The organism is Kribbella monticola (genome assembly GCF_003261635.1).
Classification (GTDB): domain Bacteria; phylum Actinomycetota; class Actinomycetes; order Propionibacteriales; family Kribbellaceae; genus Kribbella; species Kribbella monticola.
The window spans coordinates 176,386-195,009 of record NZ_QFXK01000039.1 but is presented as its reverse complement, the minus strand read 5'-3'; the positions used below and the strand labels follow the sequence as shown (position 1 = coordinate 195,009).

General features: G+C 67.5%; 19 protein-coding genes. 10 read left to right on the top strand and 9 right to left on the bottom strand.

Annotation, left to right across the window (positions count from 1 at the left end; translation table 11 throughout):
* Positions 1 to 50: 50 nt before the first annotated feature.
* The 3 genes from DIZ26_RS32325 to DIZ26_RS32315 all read right to left on the bottom strand — a co-directional run bounded on the left by DIZ26_RS32325 (position 51) and on the right by DIZ26_RS32315 (position 4,266).
* Complete coding sequence (locus DIZ26_RS32325) at positions 51 to 2,495, bottom strand: GH116 family glycosyl-hydrolase (protein ID WP_112248353.1); 2,445 nt, start codon at positions 2,493 to 2,495, stop codon at positions 51 to 53.
* A gap of 69 nt (positions 2,496 to 2,564) precedes the next feature.
* The gene (locus DIZ26_RS32320; protein WP_232828754.1) at positions 2,565 to 3,776 is read right to left on the bottom strand and encodes an MFS transporter; all 1,212 of its coding nucleotides are present in this window, start codon (positions 3,774 to 3,776) and stop codon (positions 2,565 to 2,567) included.
* Between the two features lie 46 nt (positions 3,777 to 3,822).
* On the bottom strand, positions 3,823 to 4,266 hold the full coding sequence (locus DIZ26_RS32315; RefSeq protein WP_198676391.1) for a MarR family winged helix-turn-helix transcriptional regulator: 444 nt from the start codon (positions 4,264 to 4,266) through the stop codon (positions 3,823 to 3,825).
* A gap of 112 nt (positions 4,267 to 4,378) precedes the next feature.
* On the opposite strand from DIZ26_RS32315, the gene DIZ26_RS32310 reads away from it, so the two are divergent.
* A complete protein-coding gene (locus tag DIZ26_RS32310; RefSeq protein WP_157979877.1) occupies positions 4,379 to 4,744 on the top strand; it encodes a hypothetical protein in 366 nt (121 codons plus the stop codon).
* Here the strand turns inward: DIZ26_RS32310 and DIZ26_RS32305 are convergent.
* Positions 4,725 to 5,990 (bottom strand): glycosyltransferase, encoded by a 1,266-nt coding sequence (locus tag DIZ26_RS32305; protein WP_112248351.1) that lies wholly within the window; start codon positions 5,988 to 5,990, stop codon positions 4,725 to 4,727. The two genes, DIZ26_RS32310 and DIZ26_RS32305, sit on opposite strands and share 20 nt — an antisense overlap.
* A 43-nt stretch (positions 5,991 to 6,033) precedes the next feature.
* Between DIZ26_RS32305 and DIZ26_RS32300 the strand changes: the two genes are divergently transcribed.
* Together DIZ26_RS32300 and DIZ26_RS32295 are read left to right on the top strand one after the other, a co-directional pair.
* Positions 6,034 to 6,528 carry a MarR family winged helix-turn-helix transcriptional regulator gene (locus DIZ26_RS32300; protein WP_112248350.1) on the top strand — a complete coding sequence of 165 codons (495 nt, stop codon included), beginning with the start codon at positions 6,034 to 6,036 and terminating at the stop codon, positions 6,526 to 6,528.
* A complete protein-coding gene (locus DIZ26_RS32295) occupies positions 6,506 to 6,967 on the top strand; it encodes a methyltransferase family protein (RefSeq protein WP_112248349.1) in 462 nt (153 codons plus the stop codon). The genes DIZ26_RS32300 and DIZ26_RS32295 overlap by 23 nt, the downstream gene beginning before the upstream one ends.
* Here the strand turns inward: DIZ26_RS32295 and DIZ26_RS32290 are convergent.
* The gene (locus DIZ26_RS32290) at positions 6,957 to 7,505 is read right to left on the bottom strand and encodes a GMC oxidoreductase (RefSeq protein WP_408610289.1); all 549 of its coding nucleotides are present in this window, start codon (positions 7,503 to 7,505) and stop codon (positions 6,957 to 6,959) included. The two genes, DIZ26_RS32295 and DIZ26_RS32290, sit on opposite strands and share 11 nt — an antisense overlap.
* 101 nt (positions 7,506 to 7,606) lie before the next feature.
* Between DIZ26_RS32290 and DIZ26_RS32285 the strand changes: the two genes are divergently transcribed.
* Positions 7,607 to 7,906 carry a thiamine-binding protein gene (locus DIZ26_RS32285; protein ID WP_112248348.1) on the top strand — a complete coding sequence of 100 codons (300 nt, stop codon included), beginning with the start codon at positions 7,607 to 7,609 and terminating at the stop codon, positions 7,904 to 7,906.
* Positions 7,907 to 7,930: 24 nt separating this feature from the next.
* Here the strand turns inward: DIZ26_RS32285 and DIZ26_RS32280 are convergent, their stop codons facing one another.
* On the bottom strand, positions 7,931 to 8,674 hold the full coding sequence (locus DIZ26_RS32280) for an SDR family oxidoreductase (protein ID WP_112248347.1): 744 nt from the start codon (positions 8,672 to 8,674) through the stop codon (positions 7,931 to 7,933).
* Positions 8,675 to 8,773: 99 nt separating this feature from the next.
* On the opposite strand from DIZ26_RS32280, the gene DIZ26_RS32275 reads away from it, so the two are divergent.
* From DIZ26_RS32275 to DIZ26_RS32255, 5 genes are all read left to right on the top strand, one after another.
* Entirely contained in the window at positions 8,774 to 9,625 is an 852-nt protein-coding gene (locus tag DIZ26_RS32275; protein WP_112248346.1) for a helix-turn-helix transcriptional regulator, read from the top strand.
* Positions 9,626 to 9,784: 159 nt separating this feature from the next.
* Entirely contained in the window at positions 9,785 to 11,080 is a 1,296-nt protein-coding gene (locus DIZ26_RS32270; protein WP_112248345.1) for an RICIN domain-containing protein, read from the top strand.
* Between the two features lie 102 nt (positions 11,081 to 11,182).
* Positions 11,183 to 12,277 (top strand): WD40/YVTN/BNR-like repeat-containing protein, encoded by a 1,095-nt coding sequence (locus DIZ26_RS32265; RefSeq protein ID WP_198676390.1) that lies wholly within the window; start codon positions 11,183 to 11,185, stop codon positions 12,275 to 12,277.
* Positions 12,278 to 12,409: 132 nt separating this feature from the next.
* A complete protein-coding gene (locus DIZ26_RS32260) occupies positions 12,410 to 13,207 on the top strand; it encodes an endonuclease/exonuclease/phosphatase family protein (RefSeq protein WP_112248343.1) in 798 nt (265 codons plus the stop codon).
* A 349-nt stretch (positions 13,208 to 13,556) separates the two neighbouring features.
* Complete coding sequence (locus tag DIZ26_RS32255; RefSeq protein ID WP_232828752.1) at positions 13,557 to 14,900, top strand: C40 family peptidase; 1,344 nt, start codon at positions 13,557 to 13,559, stop codon at positions 14,898 to 14,900.
* Positions 14,901 to 14,955: 55 nt separating this feature from the next.
* Here DIZ26_RS32255 and DIZ26_RS32250 read toward each other — a convergent pair whose 3' ends face one another.
* From DIZ26_RS32250 to DIZ26_RS32240, 3 genes are all read right to left on the bottom strand, one after another.
* Complete coding sequence (locus DIZ26_RS32250; protein WP_112248341.1) at positions 14,956 to 15,660, bottom strand: SDR family oxidoreductase; 705 nt, start codon at positions 15,658 to 15,660, stop codon at positions 14,956 to 14,958.
* 25 nt (positions 15,661 to 15,685) lie between these two features.
* Positions 15,686 to 16,582 (bottom strand): LysR family transcriptional regulator, encoded by an 897-nt coding sequence (locus DIZ26_RS32245; protein WP_112248340.1) that lies wholly within the window; start codon positions 16,580 to 16,582, stop codon positions 15,686 to 15,688.
* A gap of 119 nt (positions 16,583 to 16,701) precedes the next feature.
* Positions 16,702 to 17,190, bottom strand: a complete 489-nt coding sequence (locus DIZ26_RS32240; protein WP_112248339.1) for an inorganic diphosphatase — start codon at positions 17,188 to 17,190, stop codon at positions 16,702 to 16,704.
* A gap of 50 nt (positions 17,191 to 17,240) precedes the next feature.
* Between DIZ26_RS32240 and dacB the strand changes: the two genes are divergently transcribed.
* Positions 17,241 to 18,608 carry a D-alanyl-D-alanine carboxypeptidase/D-alanyl-D-alanine endopeptidase gene (gene dacB / locus DIZ26_RS32235; RefSeq protein ID WP_112248338.1) on the top strand — a complete coding sequence of 456 codons (1,368 nt, stop codon included), beginning with the start codon at positions 17,241 to 17,243 and terminating at the stop codon, positions 18,606 to 18,608.
* Positions 18,609 to 18,624: the final 16 nt, after the last annotated feature.

The window sequence follows — 18,624 nt, the reverse complement described above, 5'->3', positions numbered from 1 at the left end:
TTGGTATGGTCCGGTGCTGTGCGCTCGTGGTGCGGGAGCATTGGGTGGAGCTAGAGCGAGATGGTGGCGCCGGCGGCGTACGTGGTCGGAGGGAACGTGAGGGGTGAGCGGGTCGGCAGGTGGAGCTCGGTCAGGTAGAGCGTGCCTTCGCGGACCCGGAGTTCGGTGTCGGTGAGAGTGCCGAAGGCGTTGCCCGTGGACCAGAAGTGGTTGTTCGACGGGTAGCGCGGAGCGAAGCGCATCACGCCCGAGCGGCCGTCGTAGTCGAAGCCGGTGAGGGCCACGACCGCGCCCCAACTCGCCATCGCGCGGGCGTAGTGGTGGCCACACTCCGCCTCGTCGAACGGGTTGCGCCGCTCTCCGTCGTACCGGGCTCTGATGTCCGAGATCACCTTGAGTCCCTCGTCCACCAGGCCTTCGGAGATCAGGCCGACGGCGAGAATGTGCTCGAAGCCGGTCATCACCTCGGCGAAGTACGGGAACGGTCGTTCAGGCCGGTTGCCGCGGGGATGGCTGCACATCAGAACGGCCGACTCGTCACCGAGGACGTAGCTGCGCATGTTGTTGAAGTGGTCGTAGAACCCGGTCCGGCCGTTGTGGGCCAGGATGCTGCGCAAGGTGGTTGCTACCAGCAACGGATCGTGGAGGTGGCCGAGCTGGGCGATGTGGGCCAAGGCCTGACCAACCAGCTGATCGATCAGGCAGCCGTCGCCCAACTGGAGTTCGGGTTTCGTCGGGTCGGCCGCGCCCATCCGTTCGCGGAGGCCGGGCGCGACGTCGTCGGCCGAGGCGGGTGGGCGGATCTCGTGCCGGTAGTACGAGCCGTTGAAGAGGTTCTTGTCCATCCAGGCGCTGCCGTACTCGAAGAGCCGGCGGCATTCGGTTGCGAGGTCGTCCTCGCCGAAGTGCCGGGCCAGCTCCTCGGAGGCGCGCAACGCGGCGAGGTACCAGGACTGCATCTGCGGATTCGGCCCGTAGTACTCGACGTCCATCGTGTTGTGCTGGCAGCCTTCCATCACGCCGTCGCGGTCCGCATCCCAGCCGCCGGGAATCCAGCAGAACTCCAGCGCCCGTTTCGCCGCGGGCCACAACTCCGCGAGCATCGCGTCGTCGCCGCTGAGTCGCCAGTCGCGGTAGAGCTTCACCAGGCAGCCGAGTTGCCCGTCGGCGGCGGCGACCCGCCACTCCTGGGCGGCGTCGGCGAGTGGCAGTCCGACGCGGAAGCTCATCAACCCCTGCTCGTCGGTGGCGTGGCCGAACTCCACCTCACGCAGCGATCTGGCGATCTCGCCGAACAAGTACGGCGTGGCCTGCTCGTAGTTCCAGACGTGGGTGCAACTGCCGAAGCAACTGCCGACCTGGTCCGAACATCCTTCCCAGCCGAAGAAGCGGCCGTCCGGGGTGCGGAAGACGGTCTGCGAGCGGAGCGTGCTCAGGTTGAACAGGGCCGCCTCTTTCACAGCCCCGGGAAGGTCGCTGCCTTCGAAGTCCCGAACGAAGGCGACGGTACGCCGTTCGAGCTCCGGCAACTCGGGAGCGAACCTGGCGACGGCGTCCCACGCGTCGGCGTACAGGGTGGTGTAGTGGTTGCCGACGATCTCTGGCTTCTCCCAGGCGCGGCGGTTCGGGAAATGCCAGCCGAGCAGGAAGCTGAATGCCTCGGTCGCGCCGGCTGCGAGGGTCCGGGTGTCGGCGACCGAGGCGATCGGTGTCGGCGACGTGCTCTCCCGCTGGTCGAGTCGGCCGTCCGCGCTGAAGTCGTCCCAGAAGTCGAGCAGGCTGTCGCCCCAGGTCCGATCGGTCCAGCCTGTACGGCGGCTGACGTCCTGGCCGTCCATGATCGCGAGCGCGAGCGAGCCCCAGGTCTCGGCCGTCGGGTCGACGCCGTTGCTGCGTAACAGAACGCCGCTCAATCCCTCGTCGTCGACGATGGTGTTGTAGTTGCCGGAAGCAACATCATTGGTGCCGTCGCGGCCGATGAAGTTCTGCAGGCAGCCTGCTACCGAGACGGTCAGCGGGCGGTCGGTCCGGTTGGCGAGCTGGAAGCGCAGTACCGCGATCGGCCACGAACTGGCCGCCACATCGGTCGGCACGAGCGGGTTGAATCCCTGCACCTGAACGCCGACCGGTACGTCGGGATCGTGCAGAATCACCTGACCGAAGGGATAGCTGGTAGCGAAGGCGGCGCTCCGGAAGCGGGGGAGGCCGTGATTCTGCGCGGCGCTGCCGTGCGCACCTTCGTACTCGCTGAGATCGAGAGGGCCCTCGGCCGCGCGGGTGATCACGGTGCCGTCCTCATTGCAGGTCCGTACTGCGAAGAACGCGGTGTCCGGCCGGAAGCCCTTGGCCGGCCGGTTCCCCACTTCCCAGTCGCGCAGGTTGCCCCGGCCGCCGAGGCTGACCGTCCCGGTGCCGATTCCGCCCAGTGGCAAGGCGATCCGGCGCAATTGGTTCCCTGTGTACGACCGCGACCCGGGCCAGTCAGCTCTCGTCATACCGATTGACCCTACCGGCTGTTCGACCACCGGGAAATCGATCTCCCTGCGATCGGGTAGACCACTTTCTCAGGCGTCGGCGGTGGTGAGGGCCTCGGCTTCCGCCTCGGAGTGGGCGGTCGGCGTACGGAGGTGGGACAGCGGCTTCCAGCCGGAGGCGAGTACGCCGACCGCGAGCAGTACGGCGAAAGCGCCCACGTAGAACGGCAACTGAATGTTGACCTCTTCGCCGAGCTTGCCGGCCAGCCACGGAGCGACGGCGCCACCGGAGAAGCGGACGAAGCTGTACGCCGCGGAGGCGGTGCCGCGCTCCACCGGCGCTGCCGCCATCACGGCCTCGGTGATGAGGGTGTTGTTCACGCCGAGGAACAAGCCCGCCACGATCACTCCGACGGCGAGAACTGGACGGTGGTGCGCGTAGACGCCCATCACGGCAAGGTCGGCGCCGAAGAGCAGCAGCGACGCCAGTACTACGGGGATCGTGCCGAACCGCCGCTGCAGCCGGGGAGCCGCGAAGACCGAGGTCAGCGCGAGGCCGATGCCCCAGCCGAAGAAGATCAGCCCGATCTGCCGAGCGGACATCGCCAGCGGGAAGGGGGTGAAGGCGAGCAAAGTGAAGAAGCCGAAGTTGTACAGCAGGGCAGTGACCGCGACGGTGGCCAGCGAACGGTGCTTGAGCGCCTTCAGCGGCTCGATGATCGACGTACGCCGCGGTGCCGGTGGCGAGGCGGGCAGCAAGAACGCGGTCGCGGCGAGGGCGATCGTCATCAGCACGGCGACGCCGAAGAACGGGCCACGCCAGGAGATCGTCCCGAGCTCACCACCGACCAGCGGACCGGCCGCGATGCCGACGCCGAGCGCCGCCTCGTACAGGATGATCGCCTGCGCGACCGAGCCGCTGGCGGAGTTGACGATCGTCGCCAGTGCGGTCGCGATGAAGAGCGCGTTGCCGAGGCCCCAGCCGGCCCGGAAGGCGACGATCATGCCGATCGAGTTGGACAGACCTGCCAGGGCGCTGAACACGACGATGATGGCGAGGCCGATCAGCAACGTGCGCTTGGCGCCGATCCGGCTGGAGACCGCGCCGGTGATCAGCATCGCGACGCCGATGACGGCCATGTAGCTGGTGAACAGCAGCGACACCTGCGACGGGCTGGCGTGCAGCTGCTCCGCGATCGGCTTGAGGATCGGGTCGACCAGGCCGATGCCCATGAACGCGATCACACAGGCGAACGCGACGGCCCAAACCGACTTGGGTTGCTTGAGAAACGAGTTACTCACCGGGGCGTGTCCTCCAAAGGATTAGAGCGCGTCGAGGGAGGGAGGCTCACGGCCGTTCCCCCTCGACGCGCTGGGTGAGGATCGAGCGCATGACGGTGACCGCGGCCTGCAGGGTGGCGACGTCGCTGGCGGGAAGTTGGCTGAGGCGGGCGGCGATGGCCGCACCGGCCTCGTGCCGCGCTTGGTCGAGTTCTGCGCGACCGGCGTCGGTGAGGCTGATCAGGCTGGCCCGGGAGTCGGCCGGATCGGGCTCGCGCCGGACCCAGCCGTTCTCCTCCTGGCGCTGGACCAGGTTCGACATGGTCGGCTGCGAACAGCGATCGGCCTTGGCCAGATCGCTGATCCGCGTCGGCCCGAGCTCGTCCAGCCGCCCCATCAACCGCATCGCGGCATGCGGCAGCGAGCTCACATCCCGACTGGCCAACCGCGTCAACCGCGCCGCAGCCACCAGCACCTCGACACCAAGCTCCGAAAGATCAGTCGCGATCACGTAAAACAACAATACATAGGAAAGCTATGCTTCTCCATCCCTCACACCGTGAACCGGGTCACCTGCCCGAAGGCGCCGCGAGTGGTCGGGTCGGCGGGCTAGCATCCGCCGCATGGGTGTTCTTGGAACTGTCACGGCCGTGGCCGACGTCTCGTTTGCGCGGGTGGCGCCGTTTCTGACGGCCGAGCGGGCTGCGGTCGTGCTTGGGGTCGATCGGGCGAATCCGGCGGGGGTCGTGGTCGAGGCGGATCCTGGGAACTGTTCGGTGGGGATGCACGGGCAGTACTGGTATCGCGGTGACTACAGCTTTGCTGAGCATCCTGATGGGACCTTGATCACCTACCGGATCACCAATATCTCCGGGCAGCCGGACGCGCTCATCAGGCTCTGGCAGCGGAAGGTGCTGCGTCGTCAGCAGCGGGACGTGGAAGCCTTCGCGGCCGTTCTCCCGGAGCGGATCAACTCGAGCGCTGAGTGAGCTGAGCGAGCTGCTCGGCTGCCTGGGTCGGGCCGTCGACGGCGGCGTACAGCTTCTGGAGGCGCTCCGCGGCGCGCTGGTGAGCTGGGTTGTCGAGCATCGCGGTGGCTATCGGGGCTAGATGGTCGAGGTGTGAGGGAGCGACGTGCCGAGCGGCGTCGAGGCGTTCGAGGAGGGCGATGTTGAGGTCCTGCTCGATGTGGAGCGGGATGCCGAGGAGTGGGGTGCCGGAGGCCGTCGCGGTCTGGGTGCTGCCTTGGCCGCCGGTGGTGATCGCGAGATCGACCTGCGGCATCACCAGGTGGCTGGGGAGAACGCCCTCGACCATGATGCGATCGGTGGCGAGATCGGTCAGGTCGTGGACGGTGCCGGCGACCAGGATGCGTACGTCGAGGCGGCCGAGCGCTTCGACCGCGGCCCGGACCAACTTCGGCGGCGTCGACGTCATGGCGACGTAGATGACCGGCCCCGGACGGCCGAGGAACTTCTGGACCCGCCCTGGCAGAGGGAGATCCAGGTGAGCGAAGAGGGGGCCGACGGCGGCGAGCCGTGAACTCGGGCGGTAGCCGCGACCGGGTCGCCATGACGCCAGCTCGGCGGCCGAGATCCCAAGTATTTCAGGGATCTCGGGTACCAAAGAGAGATCGCCCAGCAGCAAAGCGGCGAGGCTCGGCACCTGCTCGACGCCGAGCGATGCGGCGACACGATTGAAGCCGCCGCAGTACGCCGTGGTGCGGTTCATCGTGCGGTTGACGAGGAACCGGCTGAGCCAGTCCGGTGCGCGGCTCAGCCGTGGGTCGACCGGCGAACTCGGTGCCGGTAGCAACCTTCGCTCGAAGACCGGCGGGACGAAGCTGCCGGCGTGCTCGGTGACGAGTTGTACGCCGGCCAGCCGGGACGACAGCAGCGAGGTCAGGGTAAAGCCGGTGACGGCGACGGTGATGCCGTGCTTACGGAAGTACTCCGCTTCCGCTTGGGCGTAACCGCGGATCTCGGCGTCGTCGTACATGCTCTGTCGCGGGTCGCCCTGTCCGATCGCCGAGGCGACGAAAGCGGCCGATCGCGCGGCAGACAGGCCAGGCCCGAGTACGTCGTACGCGACGCCGGCCCGGGTGAGGAGGCGCTCGTGGGGACCGCCGTGGGTGGCGACGCGGACCGGAACGCCGAGCTCGGTGAGGGCGCGATGGAGCTCCAGCATCCGGGACGTCTCGGACAGGTAGGCGCAGTGCGGCAGCAGGCAGATCATCGATGGTTGCCTCCCCTTGGACTTGATAGGTAATATATTGCCCATGTCGCGCACCCACAAGACCGAAGAGTTGCTGGGCATCGGTCCAGCGTCGTCGCTGGACCCGTCGGTCCGGGCGTTCCGGACGGTGCTCGCCCTCGCTCAGAGGCTTCGCAACGCGATGGACGAGCGGCTGCGGGCCGATGGGTTGACGACTCAGCAGGCGGCGCTGATCACCGTGGTCGCGGCGGCCGGCAAACCCTCGCTGGCCGAAGCGGCCGCCGCACTTGGCAGCACCCATCAGAACGTCGCCCAGATCGTCGCCGCCCTGGTCCGCAAGGACCTGCTGCAGGTCGAGCCGGATCCGACCGACAAGCGCCGAAAGTTGCTCTCGACAACAAATCACAACGCGAGCTACTGGAAGCAGCGTGACTCCGCGGACTTCGCCGCCGTGGCCGAGTGGTTCGGCGATCTCAGTCCCTCCGAGCTCGAAACCCTGTGCTCCTTGGCGGAGCGCGTGATCGAGAAGGTCTCCGATGCGCAGAGCAATCCTCGGTAGTACGGCGTTCTTCTTCGCGGCGCCCGGTGTGGTGGCCGGTCTGATGCCCTGGTTGATCAGTCGCTGGCCGGCGCCGCGGTTCTGGCCGGGCGCCGTCCTCTTGCTGGCGGGCGCCGTGATCGTCCTGCGGGGATTTGTCCGGTTCGTCCGCGAAGGCCGTGGTACTCCGGCGCCGATCGCACCGACCGAGCAGTTGGTCGTCGGCGGTGACTACCGCTTCGTCCGAAATCCCATGTATGTCGGTGTCATCGCCGCAATCCTCGGCCAGGCGCTCCTCTTTCTGGACCTTCGCCTGCTCGCCTACGCGCTCTTGGTCTGGGCCGTGATGGCTGCGTTCGTCCATTGGTACGAGGAGCCCGTGCTGCGCGACCGGTACGGCCGGCAGTACGAGGAGTACCGCCGGTCCGTGCCGGCGTGGCTGCCGAAGCTCAGACCTTGAGATCGGTGGGGATGATGTGCGCGATGTTGCGTTCGGCAAGGGCCGTGATGGTGACGAAGGGATTGACACCGATGGAGCCGGGCAGCAGGGAACCGTCGGTGACATAGAGATTCCGGTAGCCGCGGACCCGGCCGTAGTCGTCGGTGGCCTTGCCGAGAAGGCAGCCGCCGAGCGGGTGGTAGCAGAAGTCGGCGGCGAACTCCCGGCCGCCGGAGAAGAGATCCCGCCGGTACGTCGTACCGGTCGCCTGGTTGATCTTGTCGAACAGGGCGCGTGCAGCTGTGATCGACGGGTCGCTCTGGTCCGCGCCCCAGTGGAGCACGGCCCGGTCGGTACGACGGTCGTAGGTGAGGTGGCCGCGCTCGTGGCTGGCTGTGATCGCGAGGTACAGACTGGCCCAGGTTTCCAGACCGATCGGGAGCGGTGCGATCTCCGCGAAGGCGGCGTTGACCGGGTCGTTCCAGTTGTCGATCGCGGTCACGGCGGCGCGTACCCGGTGCGCACCGTAGTCGATTGACTCCGTAAAGTAGCAGCCCAAGTGATCAGCGTCACGGCCAGCAACGCGGGCCGATCGCGCCCGGCGTGGTCCACCGTCAACCAGTCAGGCGCGGAGCGTGGGGCGGGTGGCAAGCTGGCCGCATGATCGTTGCATTCAGCATCAGCCCGGCTGCCGGGGACGAGACCGGTGGCGTGAGCGAGGCGGTCGCCGAGGCGATCCGCGTCGTCCGCGCCTCCGGCCTGCCCAACGAGACCAACGCGATGTTCACCAACCTCGAGGGGGAGTGGGACGAGGTGATGGCGGTGGTGAAGCAGGCCGTCGAGGTCGTCGCCGCGGTCTCGCCCCGAGTCAGCCTGGTGTTGAAGGCCGACATCCGTCCCGGTTTCACCGGTCAGCTCACTGCCAAGGTCGAGCGCATCGAGCAGGCCCTCGCCGACTGACACCCCGTACTGCGAGGTGCCTCGTCAGTGGCTGTTGAGAGCTGCGAAGGTTTCGGCGTAACGGCCTTCGGGCTCTGCGTTGCGCAGGAACTTCACCCGTTCGATGACGACCTCGGTCACGTCGGGCTGGTTCTGCAGGATGTCGATGGTGTCGGTCAGGTAGGTGTCGAGCGGGAGCGCCCGTTCGTCGTTCTCCTGGCCCATCAGCGCGGTCTGGACGGCGGGCGGAATCAGCTCGATCACCTGGACCGAGGTGTCCGCCAGCTGCACTCGCAGGCTCTGCGTGTAGCTGTGGATGGCGGCCTTCGTCGCGTTGTACGTCGGCGTGATCACCAGCGGCACGAACGCGAGACCCGACGACACCGTGAGGATTGCCGCGTCCGGCTTGTTCACCAGATGCGGCAGGAAGGCGCTGATCACCCGGATCGTGCCGAGCAGGTTCGTCGTGATCGTCGCTTCGCTGATGCTGAGGTGGTTCGCGTCGCGCAGGTTCTCCGGCTGCATGATGCCCGCCATCGTGATCACGACGTTGACATCGGGATGGGTGGCGAGCACCTGCTCGACGGTGTCGGCGATCGAGTCCGGATCGGCGACGTCCAGTGCGATGGTCTCCAGGCCAGGATGCTCGTCGGCCAGCTGGTCCAGCAGTTCCTTGCGGCGACCGCTGATGATCACCTTGTTGCCGAGGTCCAGGAAGCGCTGGGCCAGTCCGAGGCCGAGGCCCGAGGTGCCGCCGGCCAGGAAGATCGTGTTGCCTGTGGTTTTCATGTCTCCACTCTCCGGCCGTTCGCGGCGGCCAACCAGGCTCGGTTCAGCCACTGCTCGGCAAGCAGTGGTTAACGCTCGGCACTGCTGAACAATGAAGGTATGGAGTATCTGGAACTGGCCGACTTCCTGCGCAAGCGGCGGGAAGCGCTGCAACCCGAGGACATCGGCCTGCCCCGCGGGCGCCGCCGGCGCACTCCGGGACTGCGGCGCGAAGAAGTGGCGTCCCTCGCGGCGATGTCGACCGACTACTACAGCCGGCTCGAGGGCGGTCGAGGTCCGCAACCGTCGACCGAGATGCTCGCGGCAATCGCCCGCGCGCTGCGCCTGACACTGGACGAGCGCGATCACCTCTATGTCCTGGCCGGACACGGCATTCCTCCGCGCAGTACTGGTGGCGACCATGTGAATCCCGGCCTGCTGCGCATCCTGGACCGGCTGGTCGACACCCCCGCCCAGGTACTGAATCGGCTCGGCGAAACGTTGCTGCAGACCCCGATGGACGTCGCCTTCGAGGGCGAGCTGACGAGCTTCGAAGGACTCGAGCGCAGCAACATCTACCGCTGGTTCCTGCGCGAAGGCGAACGAGACCTGTACGCCGACGACGCCATCCGCGCCAATCACAGCAGGGTCCTGGTGTCGGGGTTGCGGTCCGTCTACGCCACCGACGGCGAGAAGTCCCGAGCAGGCACGCTCGTGCGCGCTCTGCTCGACGGGAGCGGGGAGTTCCGCCGGCTCTGGGACGCCCACGAGGTCGGGATCCGGCACGTCGGGGTCAAGCGGTTCCGGCACCCGGGCGTCGGGGAGCTGGAGTTGCACTGCCAGCTGCTGGACGACCTCGAACAGCAGCAGACGCTGCTGGTATTCACCGCTGCGCCGGGGAGTGTGAGCGCCGAACGGCTCGAACTGCTGTCGGTGATCGGGAGCCAGCGACTGGTCCCCACAGAAAACTGAAAGTCTTTTCGGAAAAGGCTTGCTGAAGTCTTTACGCAGGTTAGGCCATCAGTTAATTTAAGCCCTGAATCCACCCTGCGTAATGCCTGAGTCACCGAGGGGATCCGCCCTGCCCGCTCGGAAACTTCTGCCTGCCGCCATCCCGGAAGGACCGCCCCCATGCTTTCCGACCCCAAGAGGTTCCTCGCCAAGCTGTTGAGTCTGCTCGTCGTCTGCCTGTGCCTGACGTCGGCGAGCGCCTATGCCCGCGAGGCGCGAACGCAACAGGTCGCCGCGACCTTCAACGTGCTCGCCTTCTACAGCGGCACGTACGACGCTGCGCACATCGACTTCGAAAAGGAGGCGAATCAGCGGTTCCCGCAGTTCGGCGCCGACAACGGCTTCAACTACACGGCGACCAACAACTGGGACCAGCTGAACAACCTGAGCGCTTCGCAGTACCAGGTGGTGATGTTCCTGGACGACTCGCCGCACAGCGATGCGCAGCGGACCGGGTTCCAGAACTACATGAACAACGGTGGTGCCTTCTTCGGCTTCCACGTCTCGGCGTACAACGACGCGAGTGGCGGCTGGCCGTGGTTCAACAACACGCTGCTGGGCACCGGCCAGTTCCAGTCGAACACCTGGGGCCCTTCGGCAGTCACGCTGAAGACCGAGAACCGTTCGCACCCGTCGCTGGTGAACACGGGCGCGACGTTCCGCTCATCGGTCAGCGAGTGGTACAGCTGGCAGAACGACCTGCGGCAGAACCCGAACATCCAGGTGCTGGCCTCCATCGACCCGTCGAGCTTCCCGGTCGGCAATCAGCAGGGCAACATCTGGACCTCCGGCTACTACCCGATCATCTGGACCAACAAGAACTACAAGGTGATCTACGCCAACTTCGGCCACAACGCGATGAACTACCAGACCAACACCCGGCTCTCCTCGACCTTCGACAGCCCGGCGCAGAACCAGTTCATGATGGACGCGCTCAAGTGGCTCGGCGGTGGCGGTACGACGGTGCCGCCGGTCGACCAGCCGTCGCCGACCGCGTGGTACTCGGTGGCGAACAAGGCGAACGGCAAGTGCGTCGACGCGCGCGCAGCCGGTACGGCGAACGGCACTGTGATCCAGCAGTACTCGTGCAACTCGACGGCCGCGCAGCAGTTCCAGTTCCAGCCGACCTCGGGTGGGTTCGTCCGCATCAACAACCGCAACGACGCCACCAAGGTGATCGACGTGACCGGAGTGTCGACGGCCGACAACGCCGGGCTGCAACTGTGGACCTACAGCAACGGCAGCAACCAGCAGTGGCAGGCGGTCTCCGAAGGAAGTGGCTACTTCCACTTCACCAGTCGCCTCAGCAACAAGTGCCTCGCAGTACCAGGTGCTTCGACCGCTGACTCGACCCAGCTCGTCCAGCTTCCCTGCAACGGCAGCACGGCCCAGACCTTCCGGCTCACAGCTGCCTGACCGAGCTACGGCCGGTGATCCCCGGGGCGATCGGGGTTCACCGGCCGTAGTTGTTTGTTGAATGGGTGTCGGATGTCGGGGGCGTGGGTTAGTTTGCCGGGCATGAGAACCCTGCGCTTGGCCGCCCTGGCGGCGGGAGTCCTGTTGGCGATGTCCCAGATGGTGCCCGCGCAAGCGGTCGGTACGTCGAGTGGCGGGCGGCACGGACCGTCGTACGAGTGGGAGCTGACGCCGACGGGGAGCGAGTCGCAGTTCCGTGGGCTCGCGGCGGTGAGTGCGGACGTTGCGTGGGTCGCGGGCAGCGCCGGCCAGGTGCTCAGGACGACGAACGGCGGGAAGAGCTGGGAGAACGTCAGCCCGCCGGGTCTCGAGGCGCTGCAGTTCCGCGACATCGAGGCGTTCGGCCCCGACCGTGCTGTGGCCATGACGATCGGCAACGGCGAGGACTCGCGGATCTACCGGACGACCAACGGTGGCAAGACGTGGACCGAGACGTTCCGTAACACCGAGCCGGCCGCGTTCTACGACTGCCTCGACTTCCACGGTTCGCACGGGCTGGCGCTGAGTGACCCGGTGGACGGCAAGTTCCGGATCGCTTCGACCTCGGACGGCGGTAAGTCGTGGAAGGTGTTGCCGAACGCTGGGATGCCGGCGGCGCTGCCGGGTGAGTTCGCGTTCGCGGCGAGTGGTACCTGCCTGGTCGCCGGGCCGGGGCGGACCGCCTGGTTCGCGACCGGTGGTGGGGATCGGCCGCGGGTGTTCCGCACGAACGACAACGGGTTGCACTGGACGGCGACCGACTCGCCGATGGCCAGTGGCGAGGCGGCCGGCATCTTCAGTCTGGCGTTCCGCGGGCCGCTCTTCGGGGTGGCCGTCGGCGGCGACTTCCTGAAGCCGACCGAGGCGGTCAAGGCCGCGTCGATCACGTACGACGGTGGTCGCACCTGGAAGCTGGTGCCCGCGGACAAGGCGCCGAAGGGGTACCGCAGTGGCTCGGCCTTCGTGCCGTGGTCACCGACCACGGTGGTCGCGGTCGGGCCGTCGGGGAGCGATGTCAGCGTCGACGGTGGGCGGAGCTGGACGCAGTTCTACGACGGCAGCTTCGACAGCGTCGAGTGCGCCGGGCACGGGTTCCACGCGGGCTGCTGGGCCTCGGGCGCGAAGGGCGCAGTAGGCAAGCTGGTACTGAAGCGCTGAGCTTGCCCGGCGCGCGTGGGCTGGTCTTGCGCGGTGCGCATGCGCTGAGCTGATCAGGTGCGCTGAGGTTGTTCGGTTGGACGACACCCGTACTTGGTGCGGGTGTCGTCTGGGTGCGGACAGGATGAGGGCATGCGGAAACGTTTCCTAGGTGCCCTCGTCTGTCTGTTCCTGCTCACGCCCGCGGTGGCGAATGCCGCGCCGGTTCGTCAACTGCAGGTGCTGACCTACAACATTCATCATGGCGCCGGCATCGACGGCGTCGTCGACCTCGAGCGGATCGCGCAGGTGATCGAGCAGTCCGGCGCGGACGTGATCGGGCTGCAGGAGGTCGACAAGCACTGGAGCGAGCGCAGCAACTGGGTCGACCAGGCTGCCTGGCTCGCCGGGCGGCTGAAGATGCACTTCGCGTACGCGGCCAACCTCGACCTGCCGCCGTTGAATCCGGGCGAGCCTCGGCGTCAGTACGGTACGGCGATGTTGTCGCGGTACCCGATCAGGAACTTCACCAACACCCTGCTGCCGCTCTACCCGACCGGGGAGCAGCGCGGTCTGGCGGTCGCCACGATCAAGGTTCGCGGGAAGACCCTGCGGTTCGCCAACACCCACCTGACCTCGAACAACAACGCCGAACGGCTGGAGCAGGCGCACAAGGTGGTCGAGTTGCTGAGCGGATCGAAGCAGTCGACGGTCCTGGTCGGCGACCTCAACGCCAAGCCCGAGGCGCCGGAGATCAAGACCTTGACCGCGGTCTGGCGTGACACCTGGACCGAGGTCGGCGTGGGCCCCGGGTACACGATCGAGTCCGACAACCCCACGGCCCGGATCGACTTCCTCCTCCACACGGCGGACCTCCGCCCGACTTCGGCCGAGGTTCCGGTCACCCTCGCTTCCGACCACCTTCCGGTGACAGCGAGCTACACCTTCTGACCGGGTCGGCCAACTGATCGGCGTCATCTGGCTTCGGCCGGGTGGCGCCGATCTGCTGTCTCAGGTGGTTGCCGAAGGCCCGAAAACGGAGCGGCTGAGTCCGGGCGCGTGAATTACAAACTTGTAGTTTGTCAAGCCGACACGCAGGTGAAACAAAGTTATTGGTGTGAAAGGTGTTCCCAATGGGGCTGTAGGCAACTAGTGTCACCTATGTGGTCCAGAAGGACCAAAAGTTCACGAGTTCGGGGAAGGACTCGTGACTGGCGGAAGGAAGTACCCGATGCGGACGCCCACGGGGGCTGAGTCCGATCGTCGGGACTCGAGCACAGGGAAGACCGGCAGAGTTCTGATGTCCGGTGTGCTCGCGGTCTCGCTGATCGGAACCATGGCCCTGATCTCGGTCCCGGCGCAGGCTGACCCCAAGCCGCCGGTCATTCCTTCACAGTCCACCGTCGACGCGGCCAAGAAGGCCGCCGCCGCCAAGGCCGCCCAGGTCGCCGCGATCGAGCAGCAGCTGGCTGCCGCGAACGACCGGCTCGAGCAGCTCGGGATCGCCTCCGGCAAGGCCGACGAGAACTACAACGGCGCGATGTACCGGTTGCAGCAGGCGAAGACGGATGCCGCCGCGGCTGCCGCGAGGGCGGCGAAGGCGGAGCAGACGCTGGCCGGTCAGCGCCGCGAGATCGGACGGTACGCGGCCGCGTCGTACCAGGGGGGTGGCGACCTCGCGAAGCTCGGTCCGCTGTTCACCGCCGACGGTCCGCAGCAGCTGCTCGACTCGGCCGGCGCGGCGCACTCCATTTCCACCGCGATGCAGGGCTCGTTCCTCCGCTTCACCGCGACCCAGGTGGTCACCAACGCGTTCAAGCTGCAGGCCGACCAGGCGGTCACCAAGGTGAAGGCCGCGACCGACGCGGCCGCGAAGGCGAAGGCTGAAGCCGAGGCCGCCGAGGCGAACCAGGCCGCGGCCGTCGCCGCCATCGGTGCCGAGCGGAAGAGTCAGATCAGCCAGCTGGCGACCTTGCGCAACACGTCGTACCAGGTGGCGGAGCAGCGGCAGCGCGGGCTGGAGGAGCTCGCCCGTCAGCGCGCGGCCGCGCTGGCCGCCAAGAAGGCCGAAGAGCTGCGGAAGCGGATCGCCGCCCGGGAAGCTGCCGAGCGGGCCCGTGAGGCGGCCGAGGAGAAGGCTCGCGAGGAGCGGGAGAAGCGCGAGAACCACGGCAAGAAGACGAAGCCGCCGAAGCACCGGCCGGGCCACGGCGGCGGCGACAGCGGTGGCGGGAACGACGGTGGCGGGAACGACGGCGGCGGGAGTTCGGCCGGCCGGGGTTCCGCCGCGAGGGCGATCGCCTTCGCGCTGTCCCAGCTGGGCGACATGTACCTGTGGGGCGCGACCGGTCCCAACCGGTGGGACTGCTCCGGGCTGACGATGGGTGCCTGGGAGAAGGCCGGGGTGCAGTTGCCGCACTACAGCGTCGCGCAGTACGAGCAGATCAAGCACATCAGCGCGGACGAGTTGCGGCCCGGCGACCTGATCTTCTGGGCCGAGGACCACAACGACCCGAGCACGATCTTCCATGTCGCGATGTACCTCGGCGGTGGCCGGATGGTGCACGCGCCGCGGACCGGCAAACCGGTCAAGCTCGAGAACGTCTACTACTGGGAGACCCCGGACTTCTTCGGACGACCCTGACACAGGCCCGGCCTCCTTGCGTGCGGGCCGGGCCCGGTCCAGACCACCACCACGACTAGACGAGCCGGTGTCCGCCGTCGGCGTGCAGAACGGTGCCAGTGATGAATCCATTGCGCAGCAGGGCGATGATCGCCTCGGCGATGTCGTTGGTCCGCCCGATCCGGCCCACCGGCAGGCGGGCGGCCATCGCCGCCAGGGTCTCGTCCTTGGCGTCCCCGGCGACGCTCTGCCAGATCGGGGTGTCGACCCAGCCGGGCGACACGACGTTGACCCGGATCGGAGCCAGCTCGACCGCCAGTGCGGCGGCCATCGAGCCGAGCCCGCCGTTCAGGGCGGCGACCATCGAACCGCGCGGCCCCGGCCGGTACGCCGCGATGCCGGACGTGAAGACGATGGACCCGCCTGGCGCGATCACCGGCGCGCCGTGCTTGGCGAGCAGCAGCGGGCCGATCAGCTTGGACTCGATGGCCGACCGGGCGGCCGCCACGTCGTACTCCCTGATCGGCTGGTAGCTGCCGGAGATGTCGGCGGCGGTCGTCACGAGGTGGTCGACCGGCCCGGTGGTCTTGAAGAGGCGTTCGACGCCTTGTTCGTCGCCGATGTCGGTGACGACCTTGCGTACGGGCAGATCGACGGCTTCGAGCCGGTCGGCCGAGCGGCCGGCGATGATGACTTCGGTGCCTTGAGCAACTAGTTCGGTGGCCAGCGCCAGGCCCATGCCGGAGCTGCCGCCGACGATGACGACGCGTTCTTTTCTCATGGCTCCGAGCCAATCAGCGGCTGGTTCAGAGATCCACGACGCGCTTCCTAACCGGCGTGAGGCCGGGGCTAACGAGCATCGCGTGCAGGACCGGATTGCGGCTGTCGGTGCGCCACGCGGCGGCGTACCGGGCATGGAGTGGGCTGCCCTCGATGGGTCGCCAGATCACGTCGTTGTCGGCGGCCCGGCGAGAGCCGAGGGTGATCGCGTCGCGACGCACGAGCAGAGCCGAGCGGAGTTGTGAATGGCTCATCGTGGTTGGGCTGATGCGGAGTTCGGAGCTGCCGCCGAGGCGCTGGATGGCGTCGTCGTAGAACTCGGGTGCGGCCTCGCGGTTGATCCAGATCAGCTCGTGGGCGCGCAGTTGGGCGAGGGTGATCTCGGCGCTGGCGGAGAGAGGGTTTGTTGCCGCCAGCAACACTCCTAGCTCCTCTTCCGCCAGGGGTTTCGCGGTTGTTGCGATGGGCAACGTTGCTGGGGTCCTGATCAGGGTGAGGTCGACATCGCCGGCTGCGAGCATGGCGAGTTGCTCGGCGGTGGTGCCGGCGATGGGGGTGACTTTGCAGCCGGGACTTCGTTGTGAGGCCAGGTTTTCGAGGGCGGCGGGCAACCAGCCGGGGACGCCGTTGAGGAGCCCGAGGCGAAGTTGTGGGTCGCCGAGACCTGCTGCGCGGCGGGTCTCGGTGAGTGCGCGGTCGGCTGCGGCGATGGTGGTGGTGGCATGGTCGAGGAAGACCTTGCCGACGGCGGTGAGCTCGACACCGCGGCTGTGGCGGATGAGCAGGGGAGTGCCGATCTCACGTTCGACTTGCTTGATCTGCTGACTGAGCGTCGGCGTGGAGATGTGCAGATGCGCGGCAGCCCGCCCGAAATGAAGCTGCTGCGCGACGGCAACGTAGTACCGCAGCTGCCGGAGCTCCATAGCGGTCAATGCTAGGTGGTTGGGCGAGGCGATGGTGGAGCGCGCTCGCAGGTACCCGGCCGAGGTCGCCTCGAGCGGTGACGGAGGAACCGCGATGGGGGGTTCCTCCGTGGTACCGGCTAGTGAGGTTCGGTTTTCAGGCGCTCGAAGGAGGCGCGGATCTCGGCTTCGGCGTCGGCTCGGCCTACCCAGGTGGCGCCTTCGACGGACTTGCCGGGCTCGAGGTCCTTGTAGACCTCGAAGAAGTGCTGGATCTCGAGCCGGTCGAACTCGGGCACGTGGTGGATGTCGCGCAGGTGCTCCTGGCGCGGATCACCGGCGGGGACACAGAGGACCTTGTCGTCCGGGCCCTTCTCGTCGGTCATCCGGAACATGCCGATCGCCCGGGCCTTGATCAGGCAGCCGGGAAAGGTCGGTTCGGTGAGCAGCACCAAGGCGTCCAGCGGGTCGCCGTCCTGGCCCAGGGTGTCCTCGATGAACCCGTAGTCGGACGGGTACTGAGTGGCCGTGAACAGGGTGCGGTCGAGCCGTAGCCGGTTCGTCTTGTGGTCCAGCTCGTACTTGTTGCGGGTGCCCTTGGGGATCTCGATGAAGACGTCGAACTCCATACGGCAGATACTGTCACGGTTCGGACCGACCAAATGACAGGAGCAGCCCGGTGGCCCGTCGTCCCCGTGCGGTCTTCGTCACGCTTGCCGTGATGCTGACGCTGCCGATCGCGCTCAGCGGAGCGGCAGGAGCGCAGGCAGTGCCCGGTCGGTCGCAGAGCGGCAGCAGAACTACGGCCGCCCCACCGGTACTGCCACCTGCCAAGACAGCGGGCGTCGCCCCCACGGCCACCGGCGTACAGAGGGCACTTGCTGCTGCGCTGGCTGACCCGTCGCTGGGCAAGCATCACGGTGTCTATGTGTACGACGCCTCCCGCGCGAAGGCACTCACCTCGATCGGCGCGACCAAGCCCTTCGTACCGGCGTCGACGATGAAGCTGCTGACCACCTTGTCGGCGCTGGCGACGCTCGGGGCGGATCACCGGTTCACAACGAAGACTGTCAGCGCCGCGAGCAGCTCGGTGATCCTGGTCGGCGGCGGCGACCCACTACTGGCCGTGCGGCCCGGGGCGTCGGACGACTTCCCGCGACGCGCCTCGCTCCAGGAGCTGGCCGCCAGTACTGCGCGGTCGCTGCGCTCCCGGGGCGTCGCGAGCGTGACTCTTGGGTACGACGCCGGCCTGTTCACCGGGCCGGCCGCGAACGCCAAGTGGGAACCGAACTACCTCACCGAGGGGATCGCAGCTCGTACGTCGGCCCTGTGGGTCAATGAGGGCCGGCTCTCACCCGGTATGGCCAAGAGGGCTCCTTCACCGGCGCTCGCAGCAGCAACGGTCTTCGCCGGACTGCTCCGGACCGCTGGGATCAAGGTGGCCGCCAGTATCAAGCCGACGACGGCACCGGCGACCGCTGACTCGCTCGCAGAGGTCCGGTCGGCTTCGCTCGGCGACATCGTGGAGTACATCAATCTCCACAGCGACAACGACGGTGCCGAGGTCCTCCTGCGTCAGGTCGGCATCGCGACGCAGAACGGTGGCTCGTACACCGCTGGTGTCAAGGGCGTCCGAGCGACGCTGACCGGGCTGGGGATCGACGTGTCCAAGGCGACGATCTACGACGGCAGCGGACTGTCGCGGACGAACCAGGTGCCACTCGAGGCGCTGGCAGGCGCAGTACGGGTTGCAGTGGCCAAGCCTGAGCTACGGCATCTCGTGAGCGGGCTGCCGATCGCTGGGTTCACTGGGAGCCTCGAAGACCGGTTCGCTGGTCCGGGCTCGGCGGCGGGCACCGGACTCGTGCGCGCCAAGACAGGGACGCTCACTGGGGTGCACTCGTTGGCAGGGCTGGTCCGCGACCGCACTGGGACGTTGCTGGTGTTCGCCGTCGCCACGGACAGCGCGCCGCCCGACAAGGCGCTCGACGCCCGGGCTGCTCTCGACCGGATCTCCGCCACCCTGGCGAACTGCGGCTGCGCCTGAGCAGCGCCGCGACACG

What these genes read in the sequence shown, in the direction of transcription:
- DIZ26_RS32270 (WP_112248345.1), top strand. Translation starts at nt 9,785, where the DNA reads ATGCTTTCCGACCCCAAGAGGTTCCTCGCCAAGCTGTTGAGTCTGCTC.
- DIZ26_RS32295 (WP_112248349.1), top strand. Translation starts at nt 6,506, where the DNA reads ATGCGCAGAGCAATCCTCGGTAGTACGGCGTTCTTCTTCGCGGCGCCC.
- DIZ26_RS32265 (WP_198676390.1), top strand. Translation starts at nt 11,183, where the DNA reads ATGAGAACCCTGCGCTTGGCCGCCCTGGCGGCGGGAGTCCTGTTGGCG.
- DIZ26_RS32285 (WP_112248348.1), top strand. Translation starts at nt 7,607, where the DNA reads ATGATCGTTGCATTCAGCATCAGCCCGGCTGCCGGGGACGAGACCGGT.
- DIZ26_RS32255 (WP_232828752.1), top strand. Translation starts at nt 13,557, where the DNA reads ATGTCCGGTGTGCTCGCGGTCTCGCTGATCGGAACCATGGCCCTGATC.
- DIZ26_RS32310 (WP_157979877.1), top strand. Translation starts at nt 4,379, where the DNA reads ATGGGTGTTCTTGGAACTGTCACGGCCGTGGCCGACGTCTCGTTTGCG.
- DIZ26_RS32275 (WP_112248346.1), top strand. Translation starts at nt 8,774, where the DNA reads ATGGAGTATCTGGAACTGGCCGACTTCCTGCGCAAGCGGCGGGAAGCG.
- DIZ26_RS32325 (WP_112248353.1), bottom strand. Translation starts at nt 2,495, where the DNA reads ATGACGAGAGCTGACTGGCCCGGGTCGCGGTCGTACACAGGGAACCAA.
- DIZ26_RS32280 (WP_112248347.1), bottom strand. Translation starts at nt 8,674, where the DNA reads ATGAAAACCACAGGCAACACGATCTTCCTGGCCGGCGGCACCTCGGGC.
- DIZ26_RS32245 (WP_112248340.1), bottom strand. Translation starts at nt 16,582, where the DNA reads ATGGAGCTCCGGCAGCTGCGGTACTACGTTGCCGTCGCGCAGCAGCTT.
- DIZ26_RS32305 (WP_112248351.1), bottom strand. Translation starts at nt 5,990, where the DNA reads ATGATCTGCCTGCTGCCGCACTGCGCCTACCTGTCCGAGACGTCCCGG.
- DIZ26_RS32240 (WP_112248339.1), bottom strand. Translation starts at nt 17,190, where the DNA reads ATGGAGTTCGACGTCTTCATCGAGATCCCCAAGGGCACCCGCAACAAG.
- DIZ26_RS32250 (WP_112248341.1), bottom strand. Translation starts at nt 15,660, where the DNA reads ATGAGAAAAGAACGCGTCGTCATCGTCGGCGGCAGCTCCGGCATGGGC.
- DIZ26_RS32260 (WP_112248343.1), top strand. Translation starts at nt 12,410, where the DNA reads ATGCGGAAACGTTTCCTAGGTGCCCTCGTCTGTCTGTTCCTGCTCACG.
- DIZ26_RS32300 (WP_112248350.1), top strand. Translation starts at nt 6,034, where the DNA reads ATGTCGCGCACCCACAAGACCGAAGAGTTGCTGGGCATCGGTCCAGCG.